Genomic DNA, 21,741 nt, shown 5'->3' on the forward strand with positions numbered 1-21,741 from the left:
GCTGGTCCGAGGGGGTGACGGGGGCCGGGCGCGTCCGCGCCTCTCGACATCTCCGGCGATGTCGTTGATACGTAGTAATAATGAAAAATGACGAGCCGACAGTGGGACGACGCGTGCTCCTGCGTACCGCCGTCTTCCTCGGAATCGCCGCCGCCTCCGGACTGCTCAGCGCCGGCGAGGGCGGCCCCCAGGGCGGGTCCACGGCCGGCGCCCCGGCGCCCGGCACCGCCGCTCCCGCCCCCGGAGCCCCCGGGCTGCGCCCCGAAGGGCCCCCGGACAAGTCCTACCGGCTGCGGCCCATGACCGCCGAGGCCCCCGCCCGGCCGCCCGCCGCCAAGCCCGCCGTCCGCACCCGGCCCATCCTGGAACTGCCGGCCGGGCCGGACACCGGCAACGCCATGGTGCTCACCTTCGACGACGGCCCCGACCCCCGGTACACCCCCGCCATCCTCGACACGCTCGCCCGGTACGGGGTCCGGGCGATGTTCTTCGTCTGCGGGGAGATGGCCACCGAGAACCGCGACCTGCTGCGCCGGATGGCCTCCGAGGGCCATGTCATCGGCAACCACACCTGGACGCACCCGCTGATCCCCAGCCTCTCCCGGTCCGCCCTGGAGTCCGAGATCGGGCGTACGAGCGAGGTCGTGCACCAGGCGGTCGGGCAGGCCCCGCTGTGGTTCCGGGCGCCCTACGGGGCGTGGAACCGGGCCGCCTTCGAGATCGGCGCCGACCTGAACATGGAGCCCTTCGCCTGGACCGTGGACACCCTCGACTGGAAGGAGCCGGGCAGCGCCACGATCATCTCCCGGGTGCTGTCGGGCGCCGGGCCGGGGGTGGTCGTGCTGAACCACGACGCCGGCGGCAACCGTTCGCAGACCGTCCGGGCGCTGGAGGCGTACCTGCCGCAGCTGATCGGTCGCGGCTACCGGATGACGCTGCCGACCCGCTGAGGCCGGCCCCGGTGGTCCCCCGTGCCGGTGGGCCCGGGGGACCACGGGGGCGGCGCGGACCCGCGGCTGCTGAGGGGAAACGTTCCGTCAGCGGGCTGCCACCATCCTGGCGAAGACGACCACGTTGCCGTCGTAGCCCTTGGCCTTGGAATAGCTGCCGCCGCACGTGATCACGCGCAGCTCCGGGTGGCCGGTGTCCCCGTAGACCCGGGAGCCGGGGAAGGCCTCCTTCGAGAACACCTCCACGCCGTACACCTCGAAGACGGCGGTCCGCCCGTCGTAGCGCTCCACCTCGACGCGGCTCCCCGGCTTGAGCGAGCCGAGGCCGTAGAAGACCGCCGGCCCCTGCGCGTTGTCCACGTGGCCCACGATCACGGCGGAGCCCTGCTGGCCCGGCGAGATGCCGTTGAGGTACCAGCCCGCGAGGTTGCGGTCCTGCGGCGGCGGGGCGTCGATCCAGCCCTGTGCGTCCAGCCCGACCGTCATCACCGGCGCGTCCACGTTGATCGTCGGAATCCGGATGCGCTGCACCGACGAGTGCTCCAGCACCTCCATGTCCGCCGGCGGCGTGGGCGCCTGGGCCGGCAGGTGCTCCGCGCGCGCGACCGCCGCCGCGGCGGCCGGCTGCGGCGGCCCTTCCTCGGCGTTCGCCCCGTTCCTCATCATGGCGAGGCCGCTGAGCATGACCAGCGCGAGCACTCCCCAGGGGGAGCGTCTCCTCGGCCGCTGCTCGTACTCGTCCTCGGTCATGGCTCTCCCTTCCCGACGCGGGGGTCCCGACCCGCGTTCCAGTCCCTCCCCGGTACGCCCTTCTTCACGCACGCTAAGGGTGCATGCTCGGGACGGCGATCGGGGAGGGGCGAACGGGTGGTCGCGTCCGGTTGGGGTGCGCCCATCCAGGTATTCGTCACATAAATGCCTGACGGCTCATGACCTGCGGATCCGTCAGATGATCAGTTCGTGCTTCGGCGTGTCGCTCAACCGGGCGGCCCAAAGGTGGAAATGCGCTGGTTGCACGGCGCCCCGAGGGTTCGTGATGGGAGGCGTTCTCGTCGATCTGCCCGGGCCACCGCTCCGGGGCGCTTCCCGCTGGAGGTTCCACCATGCGTGTTCTGCGCGCTCTCACCGTGACCGCGGCCGCCTGCGCCGCGATCGGTCTCAGTGTCCCGTTCGCCGCCGCGAACTCGCCGCAGGGCGGCGGCAACGGGCCCAGCAACGTCACCGTCAACCCGTACTCCGTGCACCAGGGCGCCTCGATGCAGGTCAGCGCCGCGGGCTGCGGCCACGGCGGCACGGTCTGGTCGAACGGCAACTTTCCGCAGACCAACCTGTCGGCCGGCTCCATCGGCTTCGCGACCGTCCGGATCTTCAACCACGCCTCGCCCGGCAACCACACGCTGTCCGTCAAGTGCCACGACAACAGCCTCGTCGCCACGCACCGGTTCACGATCCTGCCCGGCAACGGGGCACAGGGCGGCGTCGGCGGCTCCTTCGGCCCGTCCACCGCCGAGACGGCCATCGGCGCGGGCCTCGTCGGCGCCGCGGCGCTCGGCGCGGGCGCGCACGTGATCCGCCGCCGCCGTCCGGTCGGCTCCCGGGGCTGACGCGCCCGCGAGCCGCGGCCACGGTCCGCCCCGGGTCCGGGACCCGGGGCCACCGGCCGGTGCCGGCAGCCGGTATCCGGGACAGGGCCGCGGGCAGGGGCAGGGGCAGGGGTGCGGTGCGGGGTCAGTGGCCGCGCGCCGGGCGGCGCCGGCGCAGGGCGTACGCGGTACCGCCCGCGGCGGTGACGAAGAGCGCGGCGCCCACCCCGAGTTCCACGGGGTCCATCCCCGCCACGCTGCCGCCGAGGCCGCCGCGCACGCCGAGGGCGGCCGCGGTGCTGCGCGAGGCCGTGGCGGGGGGCGGGGCCGAGCCGCGCGCGGTGGGCGTGATCCGGGCGGCCGGGGCGGTGCGCACGGCGGTGGGGGCGACGGTGGGGGCGGTGGCCCGCGGCCGGGCACCGGTCGTGGTCTCCGCGGAGGGGGTGCGGCGGACACCGGTGGTGGAGCTGGTGCTGGGCGTCGACGTACCGCCGGCGATGGTGAGGTCGGCGGAGCCGTTCTCCCCGTTGCAGGTGAAGGTGACGGAGTACACGGCTCCGCGCCGGGCGTCGCGGTCGATCGTGACCCGGGCGGTCTGCCCGCGCGCGATGCTCACGGTGTCGAAGACCCCGGAGGAGGCGGTGGCGTACGCGGCGTCGCAGTCGCTGACGGACAGGACCACCTGGCCGCCCGGGGCGACCGTGGAGGGCATGATCCCGAAGGCGAAGGAGGTGACGGGCGCGGCCTCGACCGCTTGGGCGGCGGGCTGGCCGAACGTGCTGAGCGGGCCGAACACGCCGAACGCGCCGAGCGCGAGGAAGGCGCCGGCGCTGAGCAGGGCGGTGGCGGAGCCGCGTATCGCACCCATGGTCGGTCCTCCGGATCCCCGAGGAGCAGTCGCGCAGCGTTTGCGCAGGTGGGGGTCGTGCACCTCGTTGTGCGCCACGCTAGGCGCCGGTCCGGTGACGCGCGATCAGGAGCGGGCGAATGGGGCACGGCCCTAGGCCGAACCGGCGACGGGAGGCCCGCTCCCGGTTTCGCGGGAGCGGGCGCGCGTTCAGCTCTTCAGGTCCAGGTGCGGGAACTGGGCGAGGAACGGCTCCGCGGTGGCGGAGATACCGCGCCCGAAGGGCGAGTCGAAGTCCCAGATGAGGAAGAGCAGGAAGGCGATCAGCGCGCTGAACAGGCCGGCCAGCAGCATCTCGCGGAAGGAGCGGCGGATCTGCAGGGTGAAGATCAGGCCCACCGTGACCAGGGCGCCGGCGATCAGCCCGAACCACACCACGCCGGGCATGGTGGCCCCGGCGCTCTGGCCGCGTGAGTTGCGGGCGTCGTCCACGATCGCGACCTGGTCGACCAGCGGCTGATAGGCCTGTCCCTCGTGGTCGGTCCGCGGCTCGTAGTCGGTGACGTCCCGGCGGATCTTCTCCAGCAGCTCCCCGCTGCGTTCGGTGAGGTCGCCGCCGTCGGCCATCCTCTGCCACTCCGTGTCGACCACGTAGGTCACGTACGCGTCGACGTCGGAGCGGATCTTCCCGCGCACCTCGGCCGGGTAGACCTCGGAGCGGACGCTGATCTCGTGCAGGGCCTGCGCCTCCTGGCGCACGTACTCCTGGGCGGCCCCGCGGCCCTCCCAGACGCCCGCGATCGCCAGGCCCAGGACGATCGCGTAGATCACCCCGATCATCATCGTCATGTACTCGATGACGTCCGGGGTCTCGTTCGGATCGTCGTCCTCGCCGATCCTGCGGTGGTTGAAGAAGGCGATGGACAGCACCACGGCACAGGCCGCGGCCATCGCGAGGGACAGGACGAGCCATTCCGACAAGATGACTCCCAATCGATGAGCGGTGAGGGGCGGCCTAGCGCGGGCGCAGCGCGACGATCGCGAGCACGGCCGGGGCTGCGGTCATGAGGGTGAAGGTGACCGGTGAGATGTGGTGCTCCACCGGCTTGCGGGCGGAGGTGTGGTAGCTGGGACGGGCCACGGGCTTGGGCTTGGGTGCGGGAGCCGGCGCCGGCGCGGGCGGCGGCTCGGGCGCGGGCGGTGGCGGGGCGGGTGCCTTGTACACCCGCGGCGCCGGGGGCGGGGGCGGGGGCGGCTTGGGCGCCGGTTCGGGCGGTGGCGGCGGGGCCGGGGCCGGCCGGGGCGGCTCGGGGGCCGGCTTCGGCGGCGGTGGCGGGGTGGGCTTGGGCGGTGGCGGCTTGGGCGGCGGGGTGGGCGGCGGCGGAGGCGGCGGCTTGGGGGTCGGCTTGGGCGGGCACGGCGGGGGAGGCGGCGGGCAGTCGTGCGCGTGGCCCTTGCCGCGGTGCCCGCAGCCGTGTCCGTGCCCGTGGCCGCCGTGATGTCCGCCACCCCGGCCGGCCCCGCTGCCGCCGCTGCCGGCGAACGCGTACAGCTCGACGACGGTTCCGCCGTCCGCCGCACCGATCGTCGCGTAGGCGCAGCTATCGGCCACGGCCGGCGTGGCGGAAAGCGATGCCCACAGCAGGACCGGTACCGCCAGCAGGCGTCTGGCTAAGGCTCTGTTCACCCGGGGAGCATGGGCCCGCGCGCGCCCGCGCACGCGAGGCCCGGTATTGGTTCGCCTGATCGGGTGGAGTGTGGAGCGTAGATGTTTGAGCCAGTTCCGGACCGCTTCCCAGCGTTCGCGGTCGAAATCTCAAATGGTATTTGTCGGTTTCTTCTTCGCAGGTGACGGGGTCCGCACGTGCCTTTGGTGTGTGACCAAGAACGGACCGCCAATTTCCGCTTTTGCTCGCCCTGTTGGGAAATGATCAGTACATTCGGCTCGGACAGCAGTCCGACCACCGTCCCGCCCCCGGACGGAACCCGCCCGACCACGGCACGACGAGGCTTGGAGACCCCGATGGAACGCCCCGCCTGGGCCCCGCCAGGCATCGACATATCGGTGCCCAGTGTGTCCCGCATCTACGACTACTACCTGGGCGGCTCCCACAACTTCGAGGTCGACCGCCAGGCCGCCCGCCGCGCCATGGAGTTCATGCCGGGCCTGCCCAAGATCATGCAGGCCAACCGGGCCTTCATGCGCCGCGCCGTCCGCCACGCCGTGGCCGAGGGCGTCACCCAGTTCCTGGACATCGGTTCCGGCATCCCGACCTTCGGCAACGTCCACGAGGTCGCCCGGGCCGCGAGCCCCGAGGCCCGCGTCGTCTACGTGGACCACGACCCGGTGGCCGTCGCCCACAGCCGCGCCGTCCTGGCCGGGGACGACCGCACCGGCGTCGTCCCCGCCGACCTGCGCAAGCCGAAGGACATTCTCGGCTCCGCCGAGGCCGGCCGGCTGCTGGACCTCGAACGGCCCGTCGCGCTGCTGCTCGTCGCCGTACTGCACTTCCTGGAGGACAGCGACCGGCCGTACGAGGCCGTCGCCGAGCTGCGCGACGCCCTCGCCCCGGGCAGCATGCTGGTCCTCACCCACGCCTCCTACGAGGGCATCCCGCTCACCGAGGAGGTCGCGGGCGGGGCCGTCGGCGTCTACCGGGACATCCGCAACCCGCTCGTCATGCGCAGCCACGAGCAGATCACCGGCTTCTTCGACGGGTTCGAGCTGGTGGAGCCGGGTCTGGTGTCCATGCCCGACTGGCGCCCCGAGAACACCGTGCCCCTCGCGGACGGCGAGGAGCCCGAGGATCCGTACGCCTTCTCGGGCTACGGCGGCGTGGGACGCAAGGCGTGAGACTCCCCGCTCCGACGCCCCCGCCCGCCGGCCCGCGCCCGGCCGGCCCCGCCTCCGCCGGCCGGGCCTCCGCCACGCCCGGTGCCGCCATGCCCGGTGCCGCCTCCGCCCCCGCCGAGGCGGGGACCGCCGGACGGCAGGCGCCCCCGCTGGGCGCGGCGGACCCCGCCCAGCAGCCCGGCCCGCAGCCGGGCCGGGCGCCGGTGCCTGAACTGCGTAGCGGGCTGGAGGACCGTATCGCCCGCTTCGCCACCATCTGGGGCCGGGCGATCTTCCCCGTCACGGCGACCTCCCTGACCCGCCCCGAGTTCGAACAGCACCTCCTCCCCCTCACCCGGACCCTGACCGAGGCCCTGCACGCCCGCCCCTTCGACGCGGGCGTCGCCCAGCGCGTGGGCGCCGAGCTCGTCGCCGTGCACTGCACCGACCCCGAGGCGCTCGCCGGCACCCTCGGGGTGGTCGAGTCCTACCTCGTGCTCTACTGCGGGCCCGACGGCGCCGGAACCGAGGGCACGGAGGAGTACCGCTCCCGCTGCGCCCGGCTCCAGCACGGCATAGCCGCCGGCTTCGCCCGCGCGCTGCGCGAGCGCACCCTGCGGGAGCAGGAGGCCATCGCCCGCTCCGCGCTGACCGCCCGCACCGACGCCCAGCAGGCCCTGCACGCCAGCGAGGAGCGCTTCCGGGCGGTCTTCGAGGGCGCGGCCGTCGGCATCGGGATCGCCGACCTCGACGGCAACGTCCTCGAGGTCAACGACACCCTGCTGAAGATGTTCGGCGGCCTGGAGGGCCACGTCCGCAGCCGCAACGTCAGCGAATGGGGCCACCCCGACGACACCCCGCACGTCTGGCGGATGTACGGGGAGCTCGTACGCGGGGAACGCGAGCACTACCGTGTCGAGAAGCCCTACTACCGTCACGACGGCACCGTGCTGTGGACCAACCTGACGGTGTCCCTGCTGCGCGACGCCGACGGAGTGCCGCAGTACCAGCTGGCCCTGATGGAGGACACCACCGAGCGCCGGCTGCTCAACCTCCGGCTGCGCTACGAGGCCACCCACGACGCGCTCACCGGGCTGCCCAACCGCACGCTGTTCTTCGAGCGGCTGGAGAAGGCCCTGGGCGGTACCCCCGGCAGCCGCTTCGGCCTGTGCTACCTCGACCTGGACGGCTTCAAGGCGGTCAACGACAGCCTCGGCCACTCGGCGGGGGACCGGCTCCTCGTCGAGGTCGCCGACCGGCTGCAGAGCTGCGCCACCGGCCCGGGCGAGGTCGTGGCCCGCCTGGGCGGCGACGAGTTCGTGGCCCTCGCCACCGGCCCCGCCGCCGGCAGCGGCGAGGATCCCGGGGAGAAGGTCACCGACCTCGCCGTGCGCATCCTGTCGGCGCTCTCCACCCCCATCCGGCTGGAGGGCCGGGAACTGTCGGTGCGCGGCAGCATCGGCATCGTCGAGGGCCGAGCGGGGGAGCGCACCCCGGCGGAGGTGCTGCGCAGCGCCGACATCACCATGTACCGGGCCAAAGCGGCCGGCGGCAACCGCTTCGAGTTCGCCGACGCCGAGGCCGATGCCCGCGCCATCACCCGGCACGGCCTGACCAACGCCCTGCCGGCGGCGCTGGAGCGCGGTGAGTTCTTCATCGAGTACCAGCCCCTGGTGCACATGCACGACGGCAGCGTGCACGGCGCGGAGGCGCTGGTCCGCTGGTCGCACCCCCAGTACGGGGTGCTCGGCCCGGACCGCTTCATCCCGCTCGCCGAGCGGACCGGGCTGATCGTGCCGCTCGGCCGCTGGGTGCTGGAGGAGTCCGTCCGCCAGGCCTGCAACTGGCAGCGCCAGCACGGCGGGGCCGCCCTGCGCGTCAACGTCAACCTCTCGCCGACCCAGCTCCACCACCCCGGCCTGGTCGCCGACACCGTCCGGGTACTGGAGGCCTCCGGGCTGGCCCCGGGCGCCCTGTGCCTGGAGGTCACCGAGTCGGCGCTGATCGGGGCCGACGACGAGCTCCTCGAACCGCTGCGCCGGCTCGCCGCGCTCGGCGTGGACATCGCCCTCGACGACTTCGGCACCGGCTACTCGAACCTGGCCAACCTGCGCCGCCTCCCGGTCAGCGTCCTGAAGCTGGACCGCTCCTTCACCCAGGGGATGCAGCAGCAGCCGGCCGATCCCGTCGACGTCAAGATCGTGGAGGGCATCGTCGCTCTGGCCCACAGCCTGGAACTGGCGGTGACCGTGGAGGGGGTCGAGACGGGAGCCCAGGCGGCCCAGCTCCGCGCCCTCGGCTGTGACACCGCCCAGGGCTGGTACTACGCCCGCCCCGGCGCCCCGGACCGGATCCACGCCCTCTCCCTCTCGGACGCCGTACCCACCCCCTGAGCCGGCCCCGGCCGGGGGCGAGCGGGTCAGCCCAGGCCGGCCTCCGTCCCCCGGCCGGGCTCGCTCACCGCGGCCATGACCCGCCGGTGCCGCTCGGAGGTGTCGGCCAGCACCCGCGCGGCCTCCGGCAGCCGCTCGGCCTCGTACGCGTCGAGCACCTGCGCCCCGGCATCCCCGGTGAGGGCCGCGCCCAGCGTCCGGCCGAGGGCCATCGCGTCCTGGATCCCGGTGTTCATCCCGAGCCCGCCGGCCACCGAGTGGACATGCGCCGCGTCCCCGGCGAGGAAGGCCCGGCCCTCGCGCATCCGGGCGGCCATGCGGACGTTGACCCGCCAGGTGGAGAGCCAGGTCGCCCCGGCCAGCCGTATCCCCTCCATCCGGGCGTGCCGGTCGAAGAGGCGCTGGAAGCCCTCCAGGGAGGGCGGCACCGGTTCGCCGCCGGTGTCCGGCTCGGGCGAGGCCTGGAGCTGGAACATCGGCGTCCCCGGTATCGGACAGAGCATCATGGCCCCGCCGTCCGAGGTGAACCACTGGTGCCAGACGTCCCGGCTGAGGTCCGGTGCCGTCACGTCGCCCAGCACCATCGTCTCGGTCTGCTCCGTGGTCCCGTCGAAGGCGATCCCGAGGAGCTTGCGGGTCGTGCTCCGGCCGCCGTCGCACCCGGCGAGGTACCCGGCGCGGATCGACCCGCCGTCCGCCAGCCGCGCGGTGACCCCCTCCGGGTCCTGGTCGAGCCCGGTGACCCGGGCGCCGTGCTCCACCCGGACGCCGAGGGAGGCGAGGTGTTCGCGGAGGATCTCCTCGATCTGCCACTGCCCCATGAACAGGATGTCCGTCAACCGGGTGTCGTTGATGTGCGCGCCGTCGAAATACTTGCGCAGGACCAGCTCCCGGCCCACCTCGGAGATCCGCTCGTACACGCCGAGGTCCGCCATCGCGCCGAGGCCGTCCCGGTTGAGGCTCTTGCCCCGGGATTCGCGGTGCGGGCCGGGCCGCTGGTCGAGCACGCGGACCGGGATGCCGCGGCGGGCGAGGTCGCAGGCCAGCGTGAGTCCGGTGGGGCCCGAGCCCACGATCAGTACGTCGCTCATCGGAGTGTCCTCTCGTCGGTAACGAATGGCTCGATGACCTAAGGAAAGCGCAACCCGGACAGAAATGCAACCCAGTCACGAAATTAACTTGGTCATGATTTTGTGGTACGGTCGAGGCATGGAAAACACCACGGGTTCGCGCACGGGACTGCGCGAGAGCAAGAAGGCACGCACGCGGCAGCAGCTGGCCGCCACCGCGCTCGAACTCTTCCTCGAGCGCGGCTTCGACGCCGTGTCGGTGGCCGACGTCGCCGCCGCGGCCGAGGTGTCCAAGCCCACCCTGTTCCGGTACTTCCCGAGCAAGGAGGACCTGGTGCTCGACCGGTTCGCCGACCACCAGGACGAGGCGGCCCGGATCGTGCGCGACCGTCCGGCGGGTCTGACCCCCGTGCGGGCGGTCCACGAGCACTTCCTGGCGGCGCTCGCCGGGCGGGACCCGATCACCGGGCTCTGCGACCACCCGAACGTGCTCGCCTTCCAGGGGCTGCTGTACTCCACCGCCAGCCTGCAGGCGCGGATCGCCCACTACACGGCCGGTGAGGTTGATGCGCTCTCGGCCGCCCTGGAGGCGGAGGAGATCCCCCCGTTCACCGCGCGGCTGGCGGCGCTGCACCTGGTGACCGTCCGGCACGAGCTGGGCCGGGAGAACTGGCGCCGGATCTCCGCCGGCCAGAGCGCCGACGCGGCCTACCCGGCCGCCGTCGCGGAAGCCGACCGGGCCTTCGCCATGCTGGCCGACGGCCTCGACCGGACCCTCGGGCCGCTCATACCCTCCTGACACCGGCGGACGGGACCGCCGCGGGAAACCGGGTCACGGAGGCGGGTGAGCACATGGTCGCCAGGTACGTAACCGAGTTGATCGGCGCGTTGGAGCGATACGGGGAGCGGCCGGCGATCGGCGTCGGGGCCGAGGTCCTGACGTTCCGCGAGGCCCTGGACGCCGTGTACCGGCTGGCCGGGGCCCTGGACGACGCCGGCGTCGGGCGGGGCACGGGCCTGGCCTGTGTGACGGGCGGCAACCGGCCGGAAGCGCTGCTGGTGCGGCTCGCCGCGCACGTGCTGGGCGCGCGGCTGACCCAGGTCGTGGGCGGCCCGGCCGTCCACGGCGTGGACTTCGTCCTGCGGGACTGCCGTCCGGGCCTGGTGGTGCACGACGTTCCGGTGCCGGAGACCGGCGCGCCCCGGCTCGGCCTGGACGAGCTGCTCGTGGCGGCGGCCGTACGCGATCCCGCCGAGGTGCCGGTGCGGGCGCGGGAGGAGGACGTCGCCCGCGTCATGTACACCGGCGGGACCACGGGGCGGCCCAAGGGGGTGGCCTCGACCTTCGGGGCCCTGGCGGCGCGTGACAGCGGGCGCGGGGCCCGCTGGACGGAGTCGGCGTACCTCTCGGTCACCACCCTGGCCCAGCGCTCCGGCGGCCGGTGCCTGGAGCAGCTGCGGGCCGGCGGGAGGGTGGAGATCCTCGACCCCTTCGAGCCGCGGGAGTTCGCCGCCGCCTGCCGGCGCCTGGGGCCGGTGTCCACGTACCTGACACCCCCGATGCTCTACCGGCTGCTGGACGACCCGGCCACCGCGGCGGGAATCCCGGGCCTGGTGGCCGTCTCGTACGGCGCCTCGCCCGTCCTCCCCGCACGTCTGCGCGAGGCCGTGACCCAGTGGGGCGTGCGGTGGCGGCAGGGCTACGGGATGAACGAGGCGGCGGTGATCTGCCGGCTCACCCCCGCCGACCATGACGCGGCGGTGGCCGGCCGCCCAGAGTTGCTGGCATCGGCGGGCCGGCCCGCGGCCGGGGTGGAGCTCCAGGTCCGGGACGACCGGGGCGCCGTACTGCCCGCCGGCCGCGAGGGCGAGGTCTGGGTCCGTTCGCAGACGGTCATGACCGGCTACTGGAACCAGCCCGACCTGACGGCCGAAGTGCTGCGCGGGGGATGGCTGCGCACCGGGGACATCGGGCACGTCGGCGACGGCGGGTACCTCTACCTCGACGACCGGGTCAAGGACATCGTGATCGTCAACGGCGTCAACATCTACTGCCTGCCGGTCGAGGCGTCACTCGCACGGCACCCCGCCGTTGCGCAGGCGGTGGTCGTCGGCCGCCCCAGCACGCTCACCGGCGAGGAGGTCTGCGCCTTCCTGGTGCCGGCCCCCGGCTGCGAGCCGAGCCGCGCGGCGGCCGAGGGAGCATGTGACCAGGTGGAGCGGGATCTGGCCCCGGCCCACCGGCCTACTGCTGTGTTCTGGGAACGGGAGATCCCGCTGACCGGTCGCGGCAAGCCCGACAAGCGGCTCCTGCGGCAGCGCGCCGCCGCCGCGGAACCCGGGCCGCCCGGCCGCGCCCGGCGCCCGGACAGGGACTAGACGAGTAATTCCGAAGTGCTCGGTCAGTGGTCGTAGGCGATCAGTGAGCGGGTGGTGGGTGTTCCCGTCTGCCGGTTGTGCCAGCTGGCCGCGGTCAGAGTGAGGATGCGTTGGCCGACGCGGGCCAGCTACCGGCTCAAGAACCGCCTCAAGGCCATCGAGCGAGAGAACGACGTGGCATGAAGGCCTGATCCTTCAGCCTCACGACGCACTGGACGCGGTCTGCCGCCTGCGAAGTACGCAGCCAACGCTGCAGCTCCGAGAGGCAGCAGTGGAAGCAGGATCGCCGTCCCCCACGACGCGAAACTCTTGTCCACCACCGCAAAGGTTCCCCACGGCGTCCTGGCGGCAGGCACTACGCCGACAGCTGGCTCCTGCTGGGCCGAACAGAGCCGGCCCGACCGGCTGCCGGCCACTTACCGCCGCACTCATGGCATCACCTACTTCCACGGCTGCTACTCGGTCGGTGACGACAAGCTGTGGGGTGTCAACCGGCGCCGCAAGGGCATCGACCACACCTGGGCCGCCCTGCGGTCGATCCGAGCAACCCGGCCAGACGGCGCCCCGATCTACGTAATCCTCGACAACCTCTCCGCCCACCTCAACTGGAAGATCCGCAGGTGGGCGGCGAGGAACAAGGCAACCAGAACGCCCGCCACCCCGACGTCCCGGCCGCCCAACGCCGCGAGCGCGCACGCATCCGCAGCGAACGAGGTCTCCGCTGGGGCGGCCGGCCACTAACGGCCGCGGCCTGACCACCCAACCCCGCCACAGCACTACGAGCTCGCAGCCTCCGCCAGGACGCGGGCGAGCTCGCGGGGGCGGGTGGCCATCGGCCAGTGGCCCGAGTCGAGGTCCACATACTCAAGGTGGGTGGCGCGGGCGAGGTCAGGGCTCTCGCCGGCGGCGATCCACTCCTTGGCCTGGGCGGGGGTGAACTCGGGGCATACGACTACGACGGGGACGTCGAAGCGGCGCTCGTCGGTCAGGCGCATCACCCCCCGGGCGACCCCCTCGGGGACAGGAACAGCGGCGGACGCAAGGCGGCGCCGGGTCTCGTCGTCCAGGTCGGCGGAGTCCGCTCCCTCGAAGGGGCCCCAGCCCGGGAAGGGCATGGCGCCGTCGTCGATCGGGAAGAAGTCGGCGTAAGCCTGCCCGTCGGCGGCAGGGAAGCCGCCGATCAGTGCAACCTTGGCCACCTTCTCCGGTCGTGCGTCGGCGGCCAGCCAGGCCAGGCTCGACGCGGCGGAGTGCCCCACCACCAGGGGATTCCCTGGCGCCGCGTCAACGGCGGCGAGCACTGCTGTCAGCTGGTCGTCGAGCGTCGCGGAGGCGGCACCGTCGCCCTGGCCGGGGAGGGCGATCGGCACGGGACGGTGGCCGAGTGCGGTGAGTTCGGGCACGACGTCGTCCCATGCGGATCTGTCGAGCCACAGGCCGACGATGAGCAGGATATCCACGTCTGATCTCCCGGAGAGGAACCGAAGCTGACTGCCGGCACGCTATCCGGAGGCTCTGACATTGACGGGCTCAGGCCACCTCAACCCGGCGAACCTTCCCGGTCACAGCACTTAGGTGCTCCCCGCACTCGCCGTTCTGCCGGACGGCCTCGGTGAGGGCCGCGGCCTGCCGAGGGTTGGGGACGTACCGGAAGCCGACCTCGTCGTCCTTGTCGGGTGCCGTCCAGTCCACCCGGAGCAGGGGATTGCCGGTCAGGATCCCGCGCTCGACCGCGTACCGCAGGACGTTCCTCAGCACCATGCGCCTACGGCTCACGGTGTTGCCCGCAGCCAAGTTGCCGTCGAGCTTCCGGGACAGCGCGTCCAGGGCGGCCCGGAGCCGCTCCAAGCGGTCGACCTCGCTCATCTTGACCGTGTTGTCCGCGATCCGGGCCAGAGCCGTGGCGATGTCCTCGGGCGGCTCCTCCACTTCGCGGCGGGCCCGCAGGACGTTGTCCTTGTCCTTGACCGCCCGGAAGGCCCAGCCATAGAGGGCGCGGCGCAGGAGGGGCGCCGCTGGCGCACCCCGCGAGGTGGATGCGAAGGCGGGCGCGACGGTGGCGAGCGTCTCGGCGATGCTCGCGCGGTGCTCGGCCGCCGCCTTGGGCCACTTCATCAGCATGTAGGCCGTGCAGGTCAACAGACTGCCCGGCGCGCCGGAAGCTTACGGGGGCATGATCACTCGCGCCGAAGCAGCTCCCGGCCAAGTCGCTCGTCCGACCTGATCTCTGACCAGCCGAACCGGTGACATTGGCAATTTGTTCGGACGAGCCTCCTTGGCGAGGAACAAAACCGACTTGAGGATTCTCCTACTGGATCACCTGCAGCCGCGCACAGTCCGGCAGCCATACCCGGTCAGCTGGAACACGAGAGGCGGCCACCCCTGTCAGGAGATGTGTATGCACACCAGCCGGGACGAGTGCGCCCATGTCCCCGAGCGACGTAGGAATCAGACATCGAGGCGGGCGCGTCACTGTCGACGGGCATGGGTGGTTGGGGCCCTGGCCGCAGTGTGCACCGCACTGCTGCCCGGCGTCACCCCTCACGCCTCGGCAGACGAGCACCCAGACCCGCGGTGCTCCCACACCGCCTACGTGGCCAACTCTGGCGACGACACCGTGTCGGTGATCGACTCCAGCACCGACACGGTCACCGCCACCATTCCCGTCGGCGACAACCCGATCGGGGTGGCGGTGGACCCGCCCCGTGCCCGCGCTTACGTGACCAACGGCGCCGACAACACCGTGTCGGTGATCAACACCAGCAACAACACAGAGATCCTGCCCCGCATCCCCGTCGGCACCAACCCGGCCGCGGTGGCGGTGGACTCGACCCGTGCCCGCGCCTACGTGGTCAACTTCGTCGACCGCACCGTGTCGGTGATCAACACCAGAAGCAACCGGGTGGTCGGATCGCCTGTCCCCGTCGGCGCCAGCCCTAGCGCGGTGGCGGTGGACCCGCCCCGGGCCCGCGCCTACGTGACCAACTCTCTCGACGACAACGTCACGGTGATCAACACCAGAAGCAACCGGGTGGTCGGATCGCCTATCCCCGTCGGCACCGACCCGGAGGGGGTGGCGGTGGACCCGTCCAGTGCCCGCGCCTACGTGACCAACTTGGGCGACAACAACGTGTCGGTGATCAACACCAGCAACAACACAGAGATCCTGCCCCGCATCCCCGTCGGTAGCGAGCCGCTCGGGGTGGCGGTGGACCCGGCCATCGACCGCGCCTACGTGGCCAACTCCGCCGACGACACCGTCTCGGTGATCGACACCAGCAACAACACGGAGATCCTGCCCCGCATCATCGTCGGAGACTTGCCGTTCGGGGTGGCGGTGGACCCGCCCCGGGCCCGCGCCTACGTGACCAACTTCCTCTCCAATACCGTGTCGGTGATCGACACCACCAACAACGCAGTCACAAGCGTCACCGTCGGGGCCCAACCGCAGGGGGTCGCTGCCTTCTGATAGCCGCAGCAAACCCGGTCGATCAGCTGGTTCGACGCGTGCTGCTGGCCCTGAAGGATCTCCGCGTAGAACTTCCAGAGCACCGAGGGACCGTGCCCCGCCTGCCGGGCCGCTTCCACCGGATCCACCCCCGCCTGCAGCTCGACCTCGAACGCCACGGCGCCAGGACCCCCGCTGGGGTCCTGGCCCGCGTCGGCCAACGCATCCTCACCCTGACCGCGGCCCATCTGGCACAACCGGCAGACGGGAACACCCACCACCCGCTCACTGATCGCCTACGACCACTGACCCGAGCACTTCGGAATTACTCGTCTAGGCGTCCGGGAACCAGGAGCGGCCCCCGGCCCAGTGGGCCGCCCAGCCCGTGAAGCCGGGGGTGCCCGGCATCACGGCGTCGGGGGAGTCCGGGCCGAAGGGCATCGCGCCCTCGCCGGCGATCTGCCAGACGTGGCCGCGCTGCGGGCCGGTGACGATCAGGTGCCAGTACATGCCGCAGCCGTCGGTGCCCAGCAGCAGCGAGCCGTGGTCGAACACGGGGTCCGTCAGGGCCTCGAACTCCTCCTCCGTCAGCTCGGCCTCGTCGTCCTCCGCCTCCCACAGCCAGGCCGCCGTGAGCGGGAAGGGCTCGGCGAGCAGGCGTCGGGGGCGGTCGGCGCCCCAGTCCGGGGGCGTCTGCGCGAGCGGCAGCAGACCGTAGTAGGGCGGTCCGGCGCGCAGTCCGTCGCAGATCTCCGCCACGAACGTGCGGTAGGGCTCCGGCAGCACGACGCCGTGCTCCGCCTCGAAGGAGCGCACCGCCTCCCAGCCGGCCGGCGGAGCGGCCTCGGGGCGGGAGGAGAAGACCTCCCGGAGGGCGGCGAGCTCGGCGGGGTCGGCTGTCTCCGTGTTCATGCCGGTCATCATGCAAGACCGGGGAGACGTCCCGGCCTCCCGGGTCCGGGTTCCCCGACGTCCGGCCTCCTGTCCGGCCCAACCGGCCGGCGGCACGCCGCCGGCCGGACGGCTCAGCCGCCGACCAGGATGCGCTTCAGCTCGCGGGCCGCCCGCGGGGGTGCCACGTCCGTGCGGTGGGCCAGGGCGATGGTGCGGCGCAGCGGGGAGCCCGCGAGACGGGTGGCGCGCAGGCCCGGTCCGGCGTGGTCCACGACCATGGCCGGGACCACGGCGATGCCCAGCCCGGCCCGCACGAAGCCCAGTACCGCGTCCATCTCCCCGCCCTCCACGGTGAACACCGGCTCGAACCCGGCGGCCCGGCACGCCCCCACCGTCAGGTCCCGCAGGTCGTAGCCGTGCCGGAACATCACCATCGGCTCCTCGCTCAGGTCGGCGATGGCCAGTTCGCCGCCGCCCGCCGGCGGCGGGAGGTCCGCGGACGAGACCACCACCAGGTCCTCCGTCAGCAGCTCCACCGTGGTCAGCGCGGGCGCGGACGGCGGCAGCGGCAGCGCGATCAGGGCCAGGTCCAGCACCCCGCGCGCGAGTTCCCGCACCAGGTCCAGCGAGCCGCTCTCCTCGATCAGCAGCTCGATGCCCGGGTGCGCCGTGTGGAAGGCGCGCAGCACCGCCGGCAGCAGGCCCGTGCACACGCTCGGGGTCGCCCCCAGCCGCACCCGGCCGCGCCGCAGCTGCGCCAGCTCCTGCACCTCCAGCCGCGCCGTGTCCGCGTCCGCCAGGATCCGCCGCGCCAGCGGCAGCAACGCCTCGCCCGCGTCCGTCAGCGCGATGTTCCCCCGCGCCCGGCTGAACAGCTCGGCGCCCAGCTCCCGTTCGAGCGCCTTGATCTGCTGGGACAGCGACGGCTGTGCCACGTGCTCCCGTTCGGCGGCGCGCGTGAAGTGCCGGGTCTCGGCGACGGCCACGAAATAGACCAGCTGCTGGAACTGCATGCCCCCAGGCTACCGCCCTCCATAGGCTTTGCCTATCGCGATCAGCTCCACCATGTCTTGGACCTCTCGGGACCTTGGTCCTTACCGTCGACGGCATGGCTCTGGCAACGCGGACGGATCGACGGCCGTCCACCACGCGCACGCTCTGGGACTCCACCGTCGGCAAGAAGTCTGTGATGGCCGCATCAGGCCTGGTGATGCTCGGCTACCTCGTCGTGCACATGCTCGGCAACCTGAAGATCTTCTTCGGGGCGGACGAGTTCAACGGCTACGCCCACTGGCTGCGCACCCTCGGCTCCCCCTTCCTGCACCACGAGTGGGCCCTGTGGATCGTCCGCGTCGTCCTCGTCGCCGCCGTCGTCGCCCACGCCGTCTGCGCCTACCAGCTCAGCCGCCGCGACATCAAGGCACGCCCGGTGAAGTACGCCCGAAGGCGCCGCCGCGCGAGCTACGCCACCCGCACCATGCGCTGGGGCGGCGTCATCCTCGGCCTCTTCATCGTCTGGCACCTCCTCGACCTGACCACCCTCACCGTCAACGAGCGCGCCTGGGCCGGCCACCCCTACGAGAACGTCCTCTCGACCTTCTCCACCTGGTACGGCAACACGGTCTACATCGTGGCCGTGGCCGCCCTCGGCCTGCACGTCCGCCACGGCTTCTGGAGCGCGGCCCAGACCCTCGGCGCGGGCAACGCCCGGCGCGACCGGGCCCTGAAGTCCCTGGCCAACGCCCTGGCCCTCGTCCTCTTCGCGGGCTTCGTGTCCGTGCCCGTCGCCGTCATGACCGGAGTGGTGAGCTGACCATGAGCACCGAGTACGCCGCCTACACCACCGGCGAGCCCGTCCGCGACACCAGGGCCCCCGAGGGCCCGATCGCCGAACGCTGGGACCGCCGCCGCTTCGAGGCCAAGCTGGTCAACCCGGCCAACCGCCGCAAGCACACCGTAATCGTCGTCGGCACCGGCCTGGCGGGCGGTGCCGCCGGCGCGACCCTCGCCGAGCAGGGCTACCACGTGGTCCAGTTCTGCTTCAGCGACTCCCCGCGCCGCGCCCACTCCATCGCCGCCCAGGGCGGCATCAACGCCGCCAAGAACTACCGCAACGACGGGGACTCCGTACACCGGCTCTTCTACGACACCGTCAAGGGCGGCGACTTCCGCGCCCGCGAATCCAACGTCCACCGCCTCGCCCAGATCTCCGTGGAGATCATCGACCAGTGCGTGGCCCAGGGCGTCCCCTTCGCCCGCGAGTACGGCGGCCTCCTCGACACCCGCTCCTTCGGCGGCGTCCAGGTCTCCCGCACCTTCTACGCCCGCGGCCAGACCGGCCAGCAGCTGCTGCTCGGCGCCTACCAGGCGCTGTCCCGGCAGATCGCCGCCGGCAACGTCGAGCTGCACGCCCGCACCGAGATGCTCGACCTGATCACCGTCGACGGGGTGGCCCGCGGCATCGTCGCCCGCGACCTGATCACCGGCAGCATCGACACGTACTACGCCGACGCCGTGGTCCTGGCCAGCGGCGGCTACGGCAACGTCTTCTACCTCTCCACCAACGCCATGAACTCCAACGCGACCGCCGTATGGCGGGCGCACCGGCGCGGCGCGTACTTCGCCAACCCCTGCTTCACCCAGATCCACCCCACCTGCATCCCGCGCACCGGCGACCACCAGTCCAAGCTCACCCTGATGAGCGAGTCCCTGCGCAACGACGGCCGCATCTGGGTCCCCAAGGCCAAGGGCGACACCCGCCCCGCCGCCGAGATCCCCGAGGCCGAGCGGGACTACTACCTGGAGCGGATCTACCCGTCCTTCGGCAACCTCGTCCCCCGCGACATCGCCTCCCGCGCCGCGAAGAACGTCTGCGACGAGGGGCGCGGCGTCGGCCCCGGCGGCCAGGGCGTCTACCTCGACTTCGCCGACGCCATCCGCCGCATGGGCCGCGACAAGGTCGCCGAGAAGTACGGCAACCTCTTCGAGATGTACGAGCGGATCACCGCGGAGAACCCGTACGAGGTCCCGATGCGGATCTACCCGGCCGTCCACTACACGATGGGCGGACTGTGGGTCGACTACGACCTCCAGACCACCGTCCCCGGCCTGTTCGCGATCGGCGAGGCCAACTTCTCCGACCACGGGGCCAACCGCCTCGGCGCCTCCGCCCTGATGCAGGGCCTCGGCGACGGCTACTTCGTGCTCCCCGCCACCATCAACGACTACCTCGCCCGCCACCCGCACCCGGAACCGGTCGACGACAGCCACCCGGAGGCCGCGGCCGCGGTCCGCGAGACCCGCGACTGCCTCGCCAAGCTGCTCGCCGTCGACGGCGACCGGACCCCCGACTCCTTCCACCGCGAGATCGGCGAACTCATGTGGGAGTACTGCGGCATGTCCCGGACCGAAGAGGGCCTGCGCAAGGCCCTCGCCCGGATCCCGGAGATCCGCGAGGAGTTCTGGCGGCGGATCAAGGTCCCGGGCAGCGGCGAAGAGTTCAACCAGTCGCTGGAGAAGGCCAACCGCATCGTCGACTACCTGGAACTCGCCGAGCTGATGTGCCTCGACGCCCTCCACCGCGCCGAGTCCTGCGGCGGCCACTTCCGCGAGGAGTCCCAGACCCCGGACGGCGAAGCCGCCCGCCGCGACGAGGAGTTCGGCTACGCCGCCGCCTGGGAGTACCAGGGCACCGGCACCGCCCCCGTCCTGCACAAGGAAGACCTCGTCTTCGAGTACGTCCACCCCACCCAGCGGAGCTACGCATGAAGCTCACCCTGCGCGTCTGGCGCCAGCAGAACCCCGACGCCCCCGGCGCCATGGCCTCCTACCAGGTCGACGGCATATCGAAGGACATGTCCTTCCTGGAGATGCTCGACACCCTCAACGAGGACCTCATCCTGCGCGGCGAGGACCCGGTGGCCTTCGACCACGACTGCCGCGAGGGCATCTGCGGCGCGTGCAGCCTCGTCATCAACGGCGACGCCCACGGACCCGAACGCACCACCACCTGCCAGCTCCACATGCGCTCCTTCGCCGACGGCGACACCATCGACGTCGAACCGTGGCGGGCCTCGGCCTTCCCCGTGGTCAAGGACCTCGTCGTGGACCGCAGCGCCTTCGACCGCATCATCCAGGCCGGCGGCTACATCACCGCCCCGACCGGCTCCGCCCCCGAGGCGCACGCCACCGCCGTGCCCAAGCCGGCCGCCGACTCCGCCTTCGAACACGCCGAGTGCATCGGCTGCGGCGCCTGCGTGGCGGCCTGCCCCAACGGCTCCGCGATGCTGTTCACCTCCGCCAAGATCAACCACCTGAACGTGCTCCCACAGGGCTCGCCCGAGCGCGAGACGCGGGTGCTGGACATGGTGGCGCGGATGGACGACGAGGGCTTCGGCGGCTGCACCCTGACCGGCGAATGCGCGACCGCCTGCCCCAAGGGGATCCCGCTGCCGTCGATCGCGGCGATGAACAAGGAGTGGCTCCGCGCCCTGCGCAAGGCCTGACCGCCGCGGCGCCCCGCCCGGCGCCGCCCCCGCACCCCCGTACGAGCCGCCCCCGGCCCCCTGCCTGGGCCGATCGGCTGACCCGATCCGCCGACCGGGCGCTCGTACGGGCCGTGGGCCGCGCCGTGCCCCGGCCCGGTCCGGTGCGTGGGGTTCAGTGGACCCCATGCCCCAAGCCCCCGCCGGGTCCGGACCGCGCCGCCGCACCGCGCTGGCCGCAGCCCTCGGCTGCCTGGCCGCGGCCGGCTGCACGGCCGAGGACACCGCGACCCGCAGGAGGCCGCACGGCCCCGCCCTCGGTCAGCCCGCGGCCAAGGACGCCCTCGTCATGGTGATCCGGCACGCGGAGAAGCCCTTCACCGGAGCCACCGGCGAGGACGACGAGGGCAACGAGGACCCCGGCTTCCTCGCCGGCCGGGGACGCCGCCGCGCGGAAGAACTGCCCCGGCTCTTCGGCCCGGCCCACAGTGCCCGGCTGCCCCGGCCCGCCGTGCTGTTCGCGACCGGCGGGCCGCGGTCCGCCCCCGCCCGGTCCAGGCAGACCCTGGCGCCCCTGGCCGCCGCCCTGCGGATCCCCGTACGGACGCAGTTCGCGCTCGGAGCCGAAACCGGCCTGGCCCGGGCGGCGTTGGAGGCCCGGACACCCGTACTCGTGTGCTGGGAGGCCGCCGGGATCCCCCGGCTGGTCCGGGCCCTCGGCGCCCACCACGTCCTCGGCGTCCCCGCCGCCTGGCCCGACCGCTGCGACCTCGTCTGGACGCTCACCCGCACGCGCGGCGAGTGGGCCTTCCGCGAACTCCCGCAGGAACTGCTGCCCGGAGACGCCTGAACCGCCCGTC

The 21,741-nt window shown here is 72.7% G+C and carries 20 protein-coding genes and 3 pseudogenes; 13 read left to right on the forward strand and 10 right to left on the reverse strand.

The window, feature by feature from the left end; translation table 11 throughout:
• Positions 1-80: 80 nt before the first annotated feature.
• Entirely contained in the window at positions 81-950 is an 870-nt protein-coding gene (locus ACZ518_RS31955) for a polysaccharide deacetylase family protein (RefSeq protein ID WP_469116512.1), read from the forward strand.
• An 87-nt stretch (positions 951-1,037) separates the two neighbouring features.
• Here ACZ518_RS31955 and ACZ518_RS31960 read toward each other — a convergent pair whose 3' ends face one another.
• Complete coding sequence (locus ACZ518_RS31960; protein WP_469116513.1) at positions 1,038-1,700, reverse strand: class F sortase; 663 nt, start codon at positions 1,698-1,700, stop codon at positions 1,038-1,040.
• Between the two features lie 353 nt (positions 1,701-2,053).
• On the opposite strand from ACZ518_RS31960, the gene ACZ518_RS31965 reads away from it, so the two are divergent.
• Positions 2,054-2,554, forward strand: a complete 501-nt coding sequence (locus tag ACZ518_RS31965) for a hypothetical protein (RefSeq protein ID WP_469116514.1) — start codon at positions 2,054-2,056, stop codon at positions 2,552-2,554.
• Between the two features lie 124 nt (positions 2,555-2,678).
• On the opposite strand, the gene ACZ518_RS31970 is transcribed toward ACZ518_RS31965, so the two are convergent.
• From ACZ518_RS31970 to ACZ518_RS31980, 3 genes are all read right to left on the reverse strand, one after another.
• The gene (locus tag ACZ518_RS31970) at positions 2,679-3,401 is read right to left on the reverse strand and encodes a hypothetical protein (protein ID WP_469116515.1); all 723 of its coding nucleotides are present in this window, start codon (positions 3,399-3,401) and stop codon (positions 2,679-2,681) included.
• A gap of 189 nt (positions 3,402-3,590) precedes the next feature.
• Positions 3,591-4,361 (reverse strand): bestrophin-like domain, encoded by a 771-nt coding sequence (locus tag ACZ518_RS31975; protein WP_469116516.1) that lies wholly within the window; start codon positions 4,359-4,361, stop codon positions 3,591-3,593.
• A 34-nt stretch (positions 4,362-4,395) separates the two neighbouring features.
• The gene (locus ACZ518_RS31980; RefSeq protein WP_469116517.1) at positions 4,396-5,067 is read right to left on the reverse strand and encodes a hypothetical protein; all 672 of its coding nucleotides are present in this window, start codon (positions 5,065-5,067) and stop codon (positions 4,396-4,398) included.
• Between the two features lie 336 nt (positions 5,068-5,403).
• Here ACZ518_RS31980 and ACZ518_RS31985 point away from each other — a divergent pair, with 336 nt between their 5' ends.
• Together ACZ518_RS31985 and ACZ518_RS31990 are read left to right on the forward strand one after the other, a co-directional pair.
• Positions 5,404-6,234 carry an SAM-dependent methyltransferase gene (locus ACZ518_RS31985; RefSeq protein WP_469116518.1) on the forward strand — a complete coding sequence of 277 codons (831 nt, stop codon included), beginning with the start codon at positions 5,404-5,406 and terminating at the stop codon, positions 6,232-6,234.
• Between the two features lie 224 nt (positions 6,235-6,458).
• Complete coding sequence (locus ACZ518_RS31990; protein ID WP_469116577.1) at positions 6,459-8,606, forward strand: putative bifunctional diguanylate cyclase/phosphodiesterase; 2,148 nt, start codon at positions 6,459-6,461, stop codon at positions 8,604-8,606.
• A 26-nt stretch (positions 8,607-8,632) separates the two neighbouring features.
• Here ACZ518_RS31990 and ACZ518_RS31995 read toward each other — a convergent pair whose 3' ends face one another.
• Positions 8,633-9,697 carry an FAD-dependent monooxygenase gene (locus ACZ518_RS31995; RefSeq protein WP_469116519.1) on the reverse strand — a complete coding sequence of 355 codons (1,065 nt, stop codon included), beginning with the start codon at positions 9,695-9,697 and terminating at the stop codon, positions 8,633-8,635.
• 118 nt (positions 9,698-9,815) lie between these two features.
• Between ACZ518_RS31995 and ACZ518_RS32000 the strand changes: the two genes are divergently transcribed.
• Together ACZ518_RS32000 and ACZ518_RS32005 are read left to right on the forward strand one after the other, a co-directional pair.
• A complete protein-coding gene (locus ACZ518_RS32000; protein ID WP_469116520.1) occupies positions 9,816-10,475 on the forward strand; it encodes a TetR/AcrR family transcriptional regulator in 660 nt (219 codons plus the stop codon).
• A 53-nt stretch (positions 10,476-10,528) separates the two neighbouring features.
• Positions 10,529-12,055 (forward strand): class I adenylate-forming enzyme family protein, encoded by a 1,527-nt coding sequence (locus ACZ518_RS32005; RefSeq protein WP_469116521.1) that lies wholly within the window; start codon positions 10,529-10,531, stop codon positions 12,053-12,055.
• A 23-nt stretch (positions 12,056-12,078) separates the two neighbouring features.
• Here the strand turns inward: ACZ518_RS32005 and ACZ518_RS32010 are convergent.
• Positions 12,079-12,180 (reverse strand): annotated as a pseudogene (locus tag ACZ518_RS32010) (IS982 family transposase); the annotation flags it as partial.
• Between the two features lie 226 nt (positions 12,181-12,406).
• Here ACZ518_RS32010 and ACZ518_RS32015 point away from each other — a divergent pair.
• A pseudogene (locus ACZ518_RS32015) lies at positions 12,407-12,810 on the forward strand (IS630 family transposase); the annotation flags it as partial.
• Between the two features lie 21 nt (positions 12,811-12,831).
• Here the strand turns inward: ACZ518_RS32015 and ACZ518_RS32020 are convergent.
• Both ACZ518_RS32020 and ACZ518_RS32025 read right to left on the reverse strand, forming a co-directional pair.
• Complete coding sequence (locus ACZ518_RS32020; protein ID WP_469116522.1) at positions 12,832-13,515, reverse strand: alpha/beta fold hydrolase; 684 nt, start codon at positions 13,513-13,515, stop codon at positions 12,832-12,834.
• Between the two features lie 70 nt (positions 13,516-13,585).
• A complete protein-coding gene (locus tag ACZ518_RS32025) occupies positions 13,586-14,176 on the reverse strand; it encodes a hypothetical protein (protein WP_469116523.1) in 591 nt (196 codons plus the stop codon).
• Positions 14,177-14,648: 472 nt separating this feature from the next.
• On the opposite strand from ACZ518_RS32025, the gene ACZ518_RS32030 reads away from it, so the two are divergent.
• Complete coding sequence (locus ACZ518_RS32030) at positions 14,649-15,524, forward strand: beta-propeller fold lactonase family protein (RefSeq protein ID WP_469116524.1); 876 nt, start codon at positions 14,649-14,651, stop codon at positions 15,522-15,524.
• 137 nt (positions 15,525-15,661) lie between these two features.
• Positions 15,662-15,812: pseudogene (locus ACZ518_RS32035) on the forward strand (IS982 family transposase); the annotation flags it as partial.
• Positions 15,813-15,836: 24 nt separating this feature from the next.
• Here ACZ518_RS32035 and ACZ518_RS32040 read toward each other — a convergent pair.
• Together ACZ518_RS32040 and ACZ518_RS32045 are read right to left on the reverse strand one after the other, a co-directional pair.
• Positions 15,837-16,427: an SMI1/KNR4 family protein gene (locus tag ACZ518_RS32040; RefSeq protein WP_469116525.1), complete on the reverse strand. Its 591-nt coding sequence runs from the start codon at positions 16,425-16,427 to the stop codon at positions 15,837-15,839.
• A 101-nt stretch (positions 16,428-16,528) separates the two neighbouring features.
• Positions 16,529-17,410 (reverse strand): LysR family transcriptional regulator, encoded by an 882-nt coding sequence (locus ACZ518_RS32045; protein ID WP_469116526.1) that lies wholly within the window; start codon positions 17,408-17,410, stop codon positions 16,529-16,531.
• Positions 17,411-17,505: 95 nt separating this feature from the next.
• Here ACZ518_RS32045 and ACZ518_RS32050 point away from each other — a divergent pair, with 95 nt between their 5' ends.
• The 4 genes from ACZ518_RS32050 to ACZ518_RS32065 all read left to right on the forward strand — a co-directional run bounded on the left by ACZ518_RS32050 (position 17,506) and on the right by ACZ518_RS32065 (position 21,731).
• Complete coding sequence (locus ACZ518_RS32050; RefSeq protein ID WP_469116527.1) at positions 17,506-18,210, forward strand: succinate dehydrogenase; 705 nt, start codon at positions 17,506-17,508, stop codon at positions 18,208-18,210.
• 2 nt (positions 18,211-18,212) lie between these two features.
• On the forward strand, positions 18,213-20,165 hold the full coding sequence (locus tag ACZ518_RS32055; RefSeq protein ID WP_469116528.1) for a fumarate reductase/succinate dehydrogenase flavoprotein subunit: 1,953 nt from the start codon (positions 18,213-18,215) through the stop codon (positions 20,163-20,165).
• Positions 20,162-20,902, forward strand: a complete 741-nt coding sequence (locus ACZ518_RS32060) for a succinate dehydrogenase/fumarate reductase iron-sulfur subunit (protein WP_469116529.1) — start codon at positions 20,162-20,164, stop codon at positions 20,900-20,902. Before ACZ518_RS32055 ends, ACZ518_RS32060 begins: the two co-directional genes overlap by 4 nt.
• A 166-nt stretch (positions 20,903-21,068) precedes the next feature.
• Positions 21,069-21,731 carry a hypothetical protein gene (locus tag ACZ518_RS32065; RefSeq protein WP_469116530.1) on the forward strand — a complete coding sequence of 221 codons (663 nt, stop codon included), beginning with the start codon at positions 21,069-21,071 and terminating at the stop codon, positions 21,729-21,731.
• Positions 21,732-21,741: the final 10 nt, after the last annotated feature.

It is taken from the genome of Streptomyces sp. NPDC033966 (assembly GCF_055575955.1).

What these genes read in the sequence shown, in the direction of transcription:
- ACZ518_RS31955 (WP_469116512.1), top strand. Translation starts at nt 81, where the DNA reads ATGAAAAATGACGAGCCGACAGTGGGACGACGCGTGCTCCTGCGTACC.
- ACZ518_RS31960 (WP_469116513.1), bottom strand. Translation starts at nt 1,700, where the DNA reads ATGACCGAGGACGAGTACGAGCAGCGGCCGAGGAGACGCTCCCCCTGG.
- ACZ518_RS31965 (WP_469116514.1), top strand. Translation starts at nt 2,054, where the DNA reads ATGCGTGTTCTGCGCGCTCTCACCGTGACCGCGGCCGCCTGCGCCGCG.
- ACZ518_RS31970 (WP_469116515.1), bottom strand. Translation starts at nt 3,401, where the DNA reads ATGGGTGCGATACGCGGCTCCGCCACCGCCCTGCTCAGCGCCGGCGCC.
- ACZ518_RS31985 (WP_469116518.1), top strand. Translation starts at nt 5,404, where the DNA reads ATGGAACGCCCCGCCTGGGCCCCGCCAGGCATCGACATATCGGTGCCC.
- ACZ518_RS31995 (WP_469116519.1), bottom strand. Translation starts at nt 9,697, where the DNA reads ATGAGCGACGTACTGATCGTGGGCTCGGGCCCCACCGGACTCACGCTG.
- ACZ518_RS32000 (WP_469116520.1), top strand. Translation starts at nt 9,816, where the DNA reads ATGGAAAACACCACGGGTTCGCGCACGGGACTGCGCGAGAGCAAGAAG.
- ACZ518_RS32005 (WP_469116521.1), top strand. Translation starts at nt 10,529, where the DNA reads ATGGTCGCCAGGTACGTAACCGAGTTGATCGGCGCGTTGGAGCGATAC.
- ACZ518_RS32025 (WP_469116523.1), bottom strand. Translation starts at nt 14,176, where the DNA reads ATGCTGATGAAGTGGCCCAAGGCGGCGGCCGAGCACCGCGCGAGCATC.
- ACZ518_RS32040 (WP_469116525.1), bottom strand. Translation starts at nt 16,427, where the DNA reads ATGATGACCGGCATGAACACGGAGACAGCCGACCCCGCCGAGCTCGCC.
- ACZ518_RS32045 (WP_469116526.1), bottom strand. Translation starts at nt 17,410, where the DNA reads ATGCAGTTCCAGCAGCTGGTCTATTTCGTGGCCGTCGCCGAGACCCGG.
- ACZ518_RS32050 (WP_469116527.1), top strand. Translation starts at nt 17,506, where the DNA reads ATGGCTCTGGCAACGCGGACGGATCGACGGCCGTCCACCACGCGCACG.
- ACZ518_RS32055 (WP_469116528.1), top strand. Translation starts at nt 18,213, where the DNA reads ATGAGCACCGAGTACGCCGCCTACACCACCGGCGAGCCCGTCCGCGAC.
- ACZ518_RS32060 (WP_469116529.1), top strand. Translation starts at nt 20,162, where the DNA reads ATGAAGCTCACCCTGCGCGTCTGGCGCCAGCAGAACCCCGACGCCCCC.
- ACZ518_RS32065 (WP_469116530.1), top strand. Translation starts at nt 21,069, where the DNA reads ATGCCCCAAGCCCCCGCCGGGTCCGGACCGCGCCGCCGCACCGCGCTG.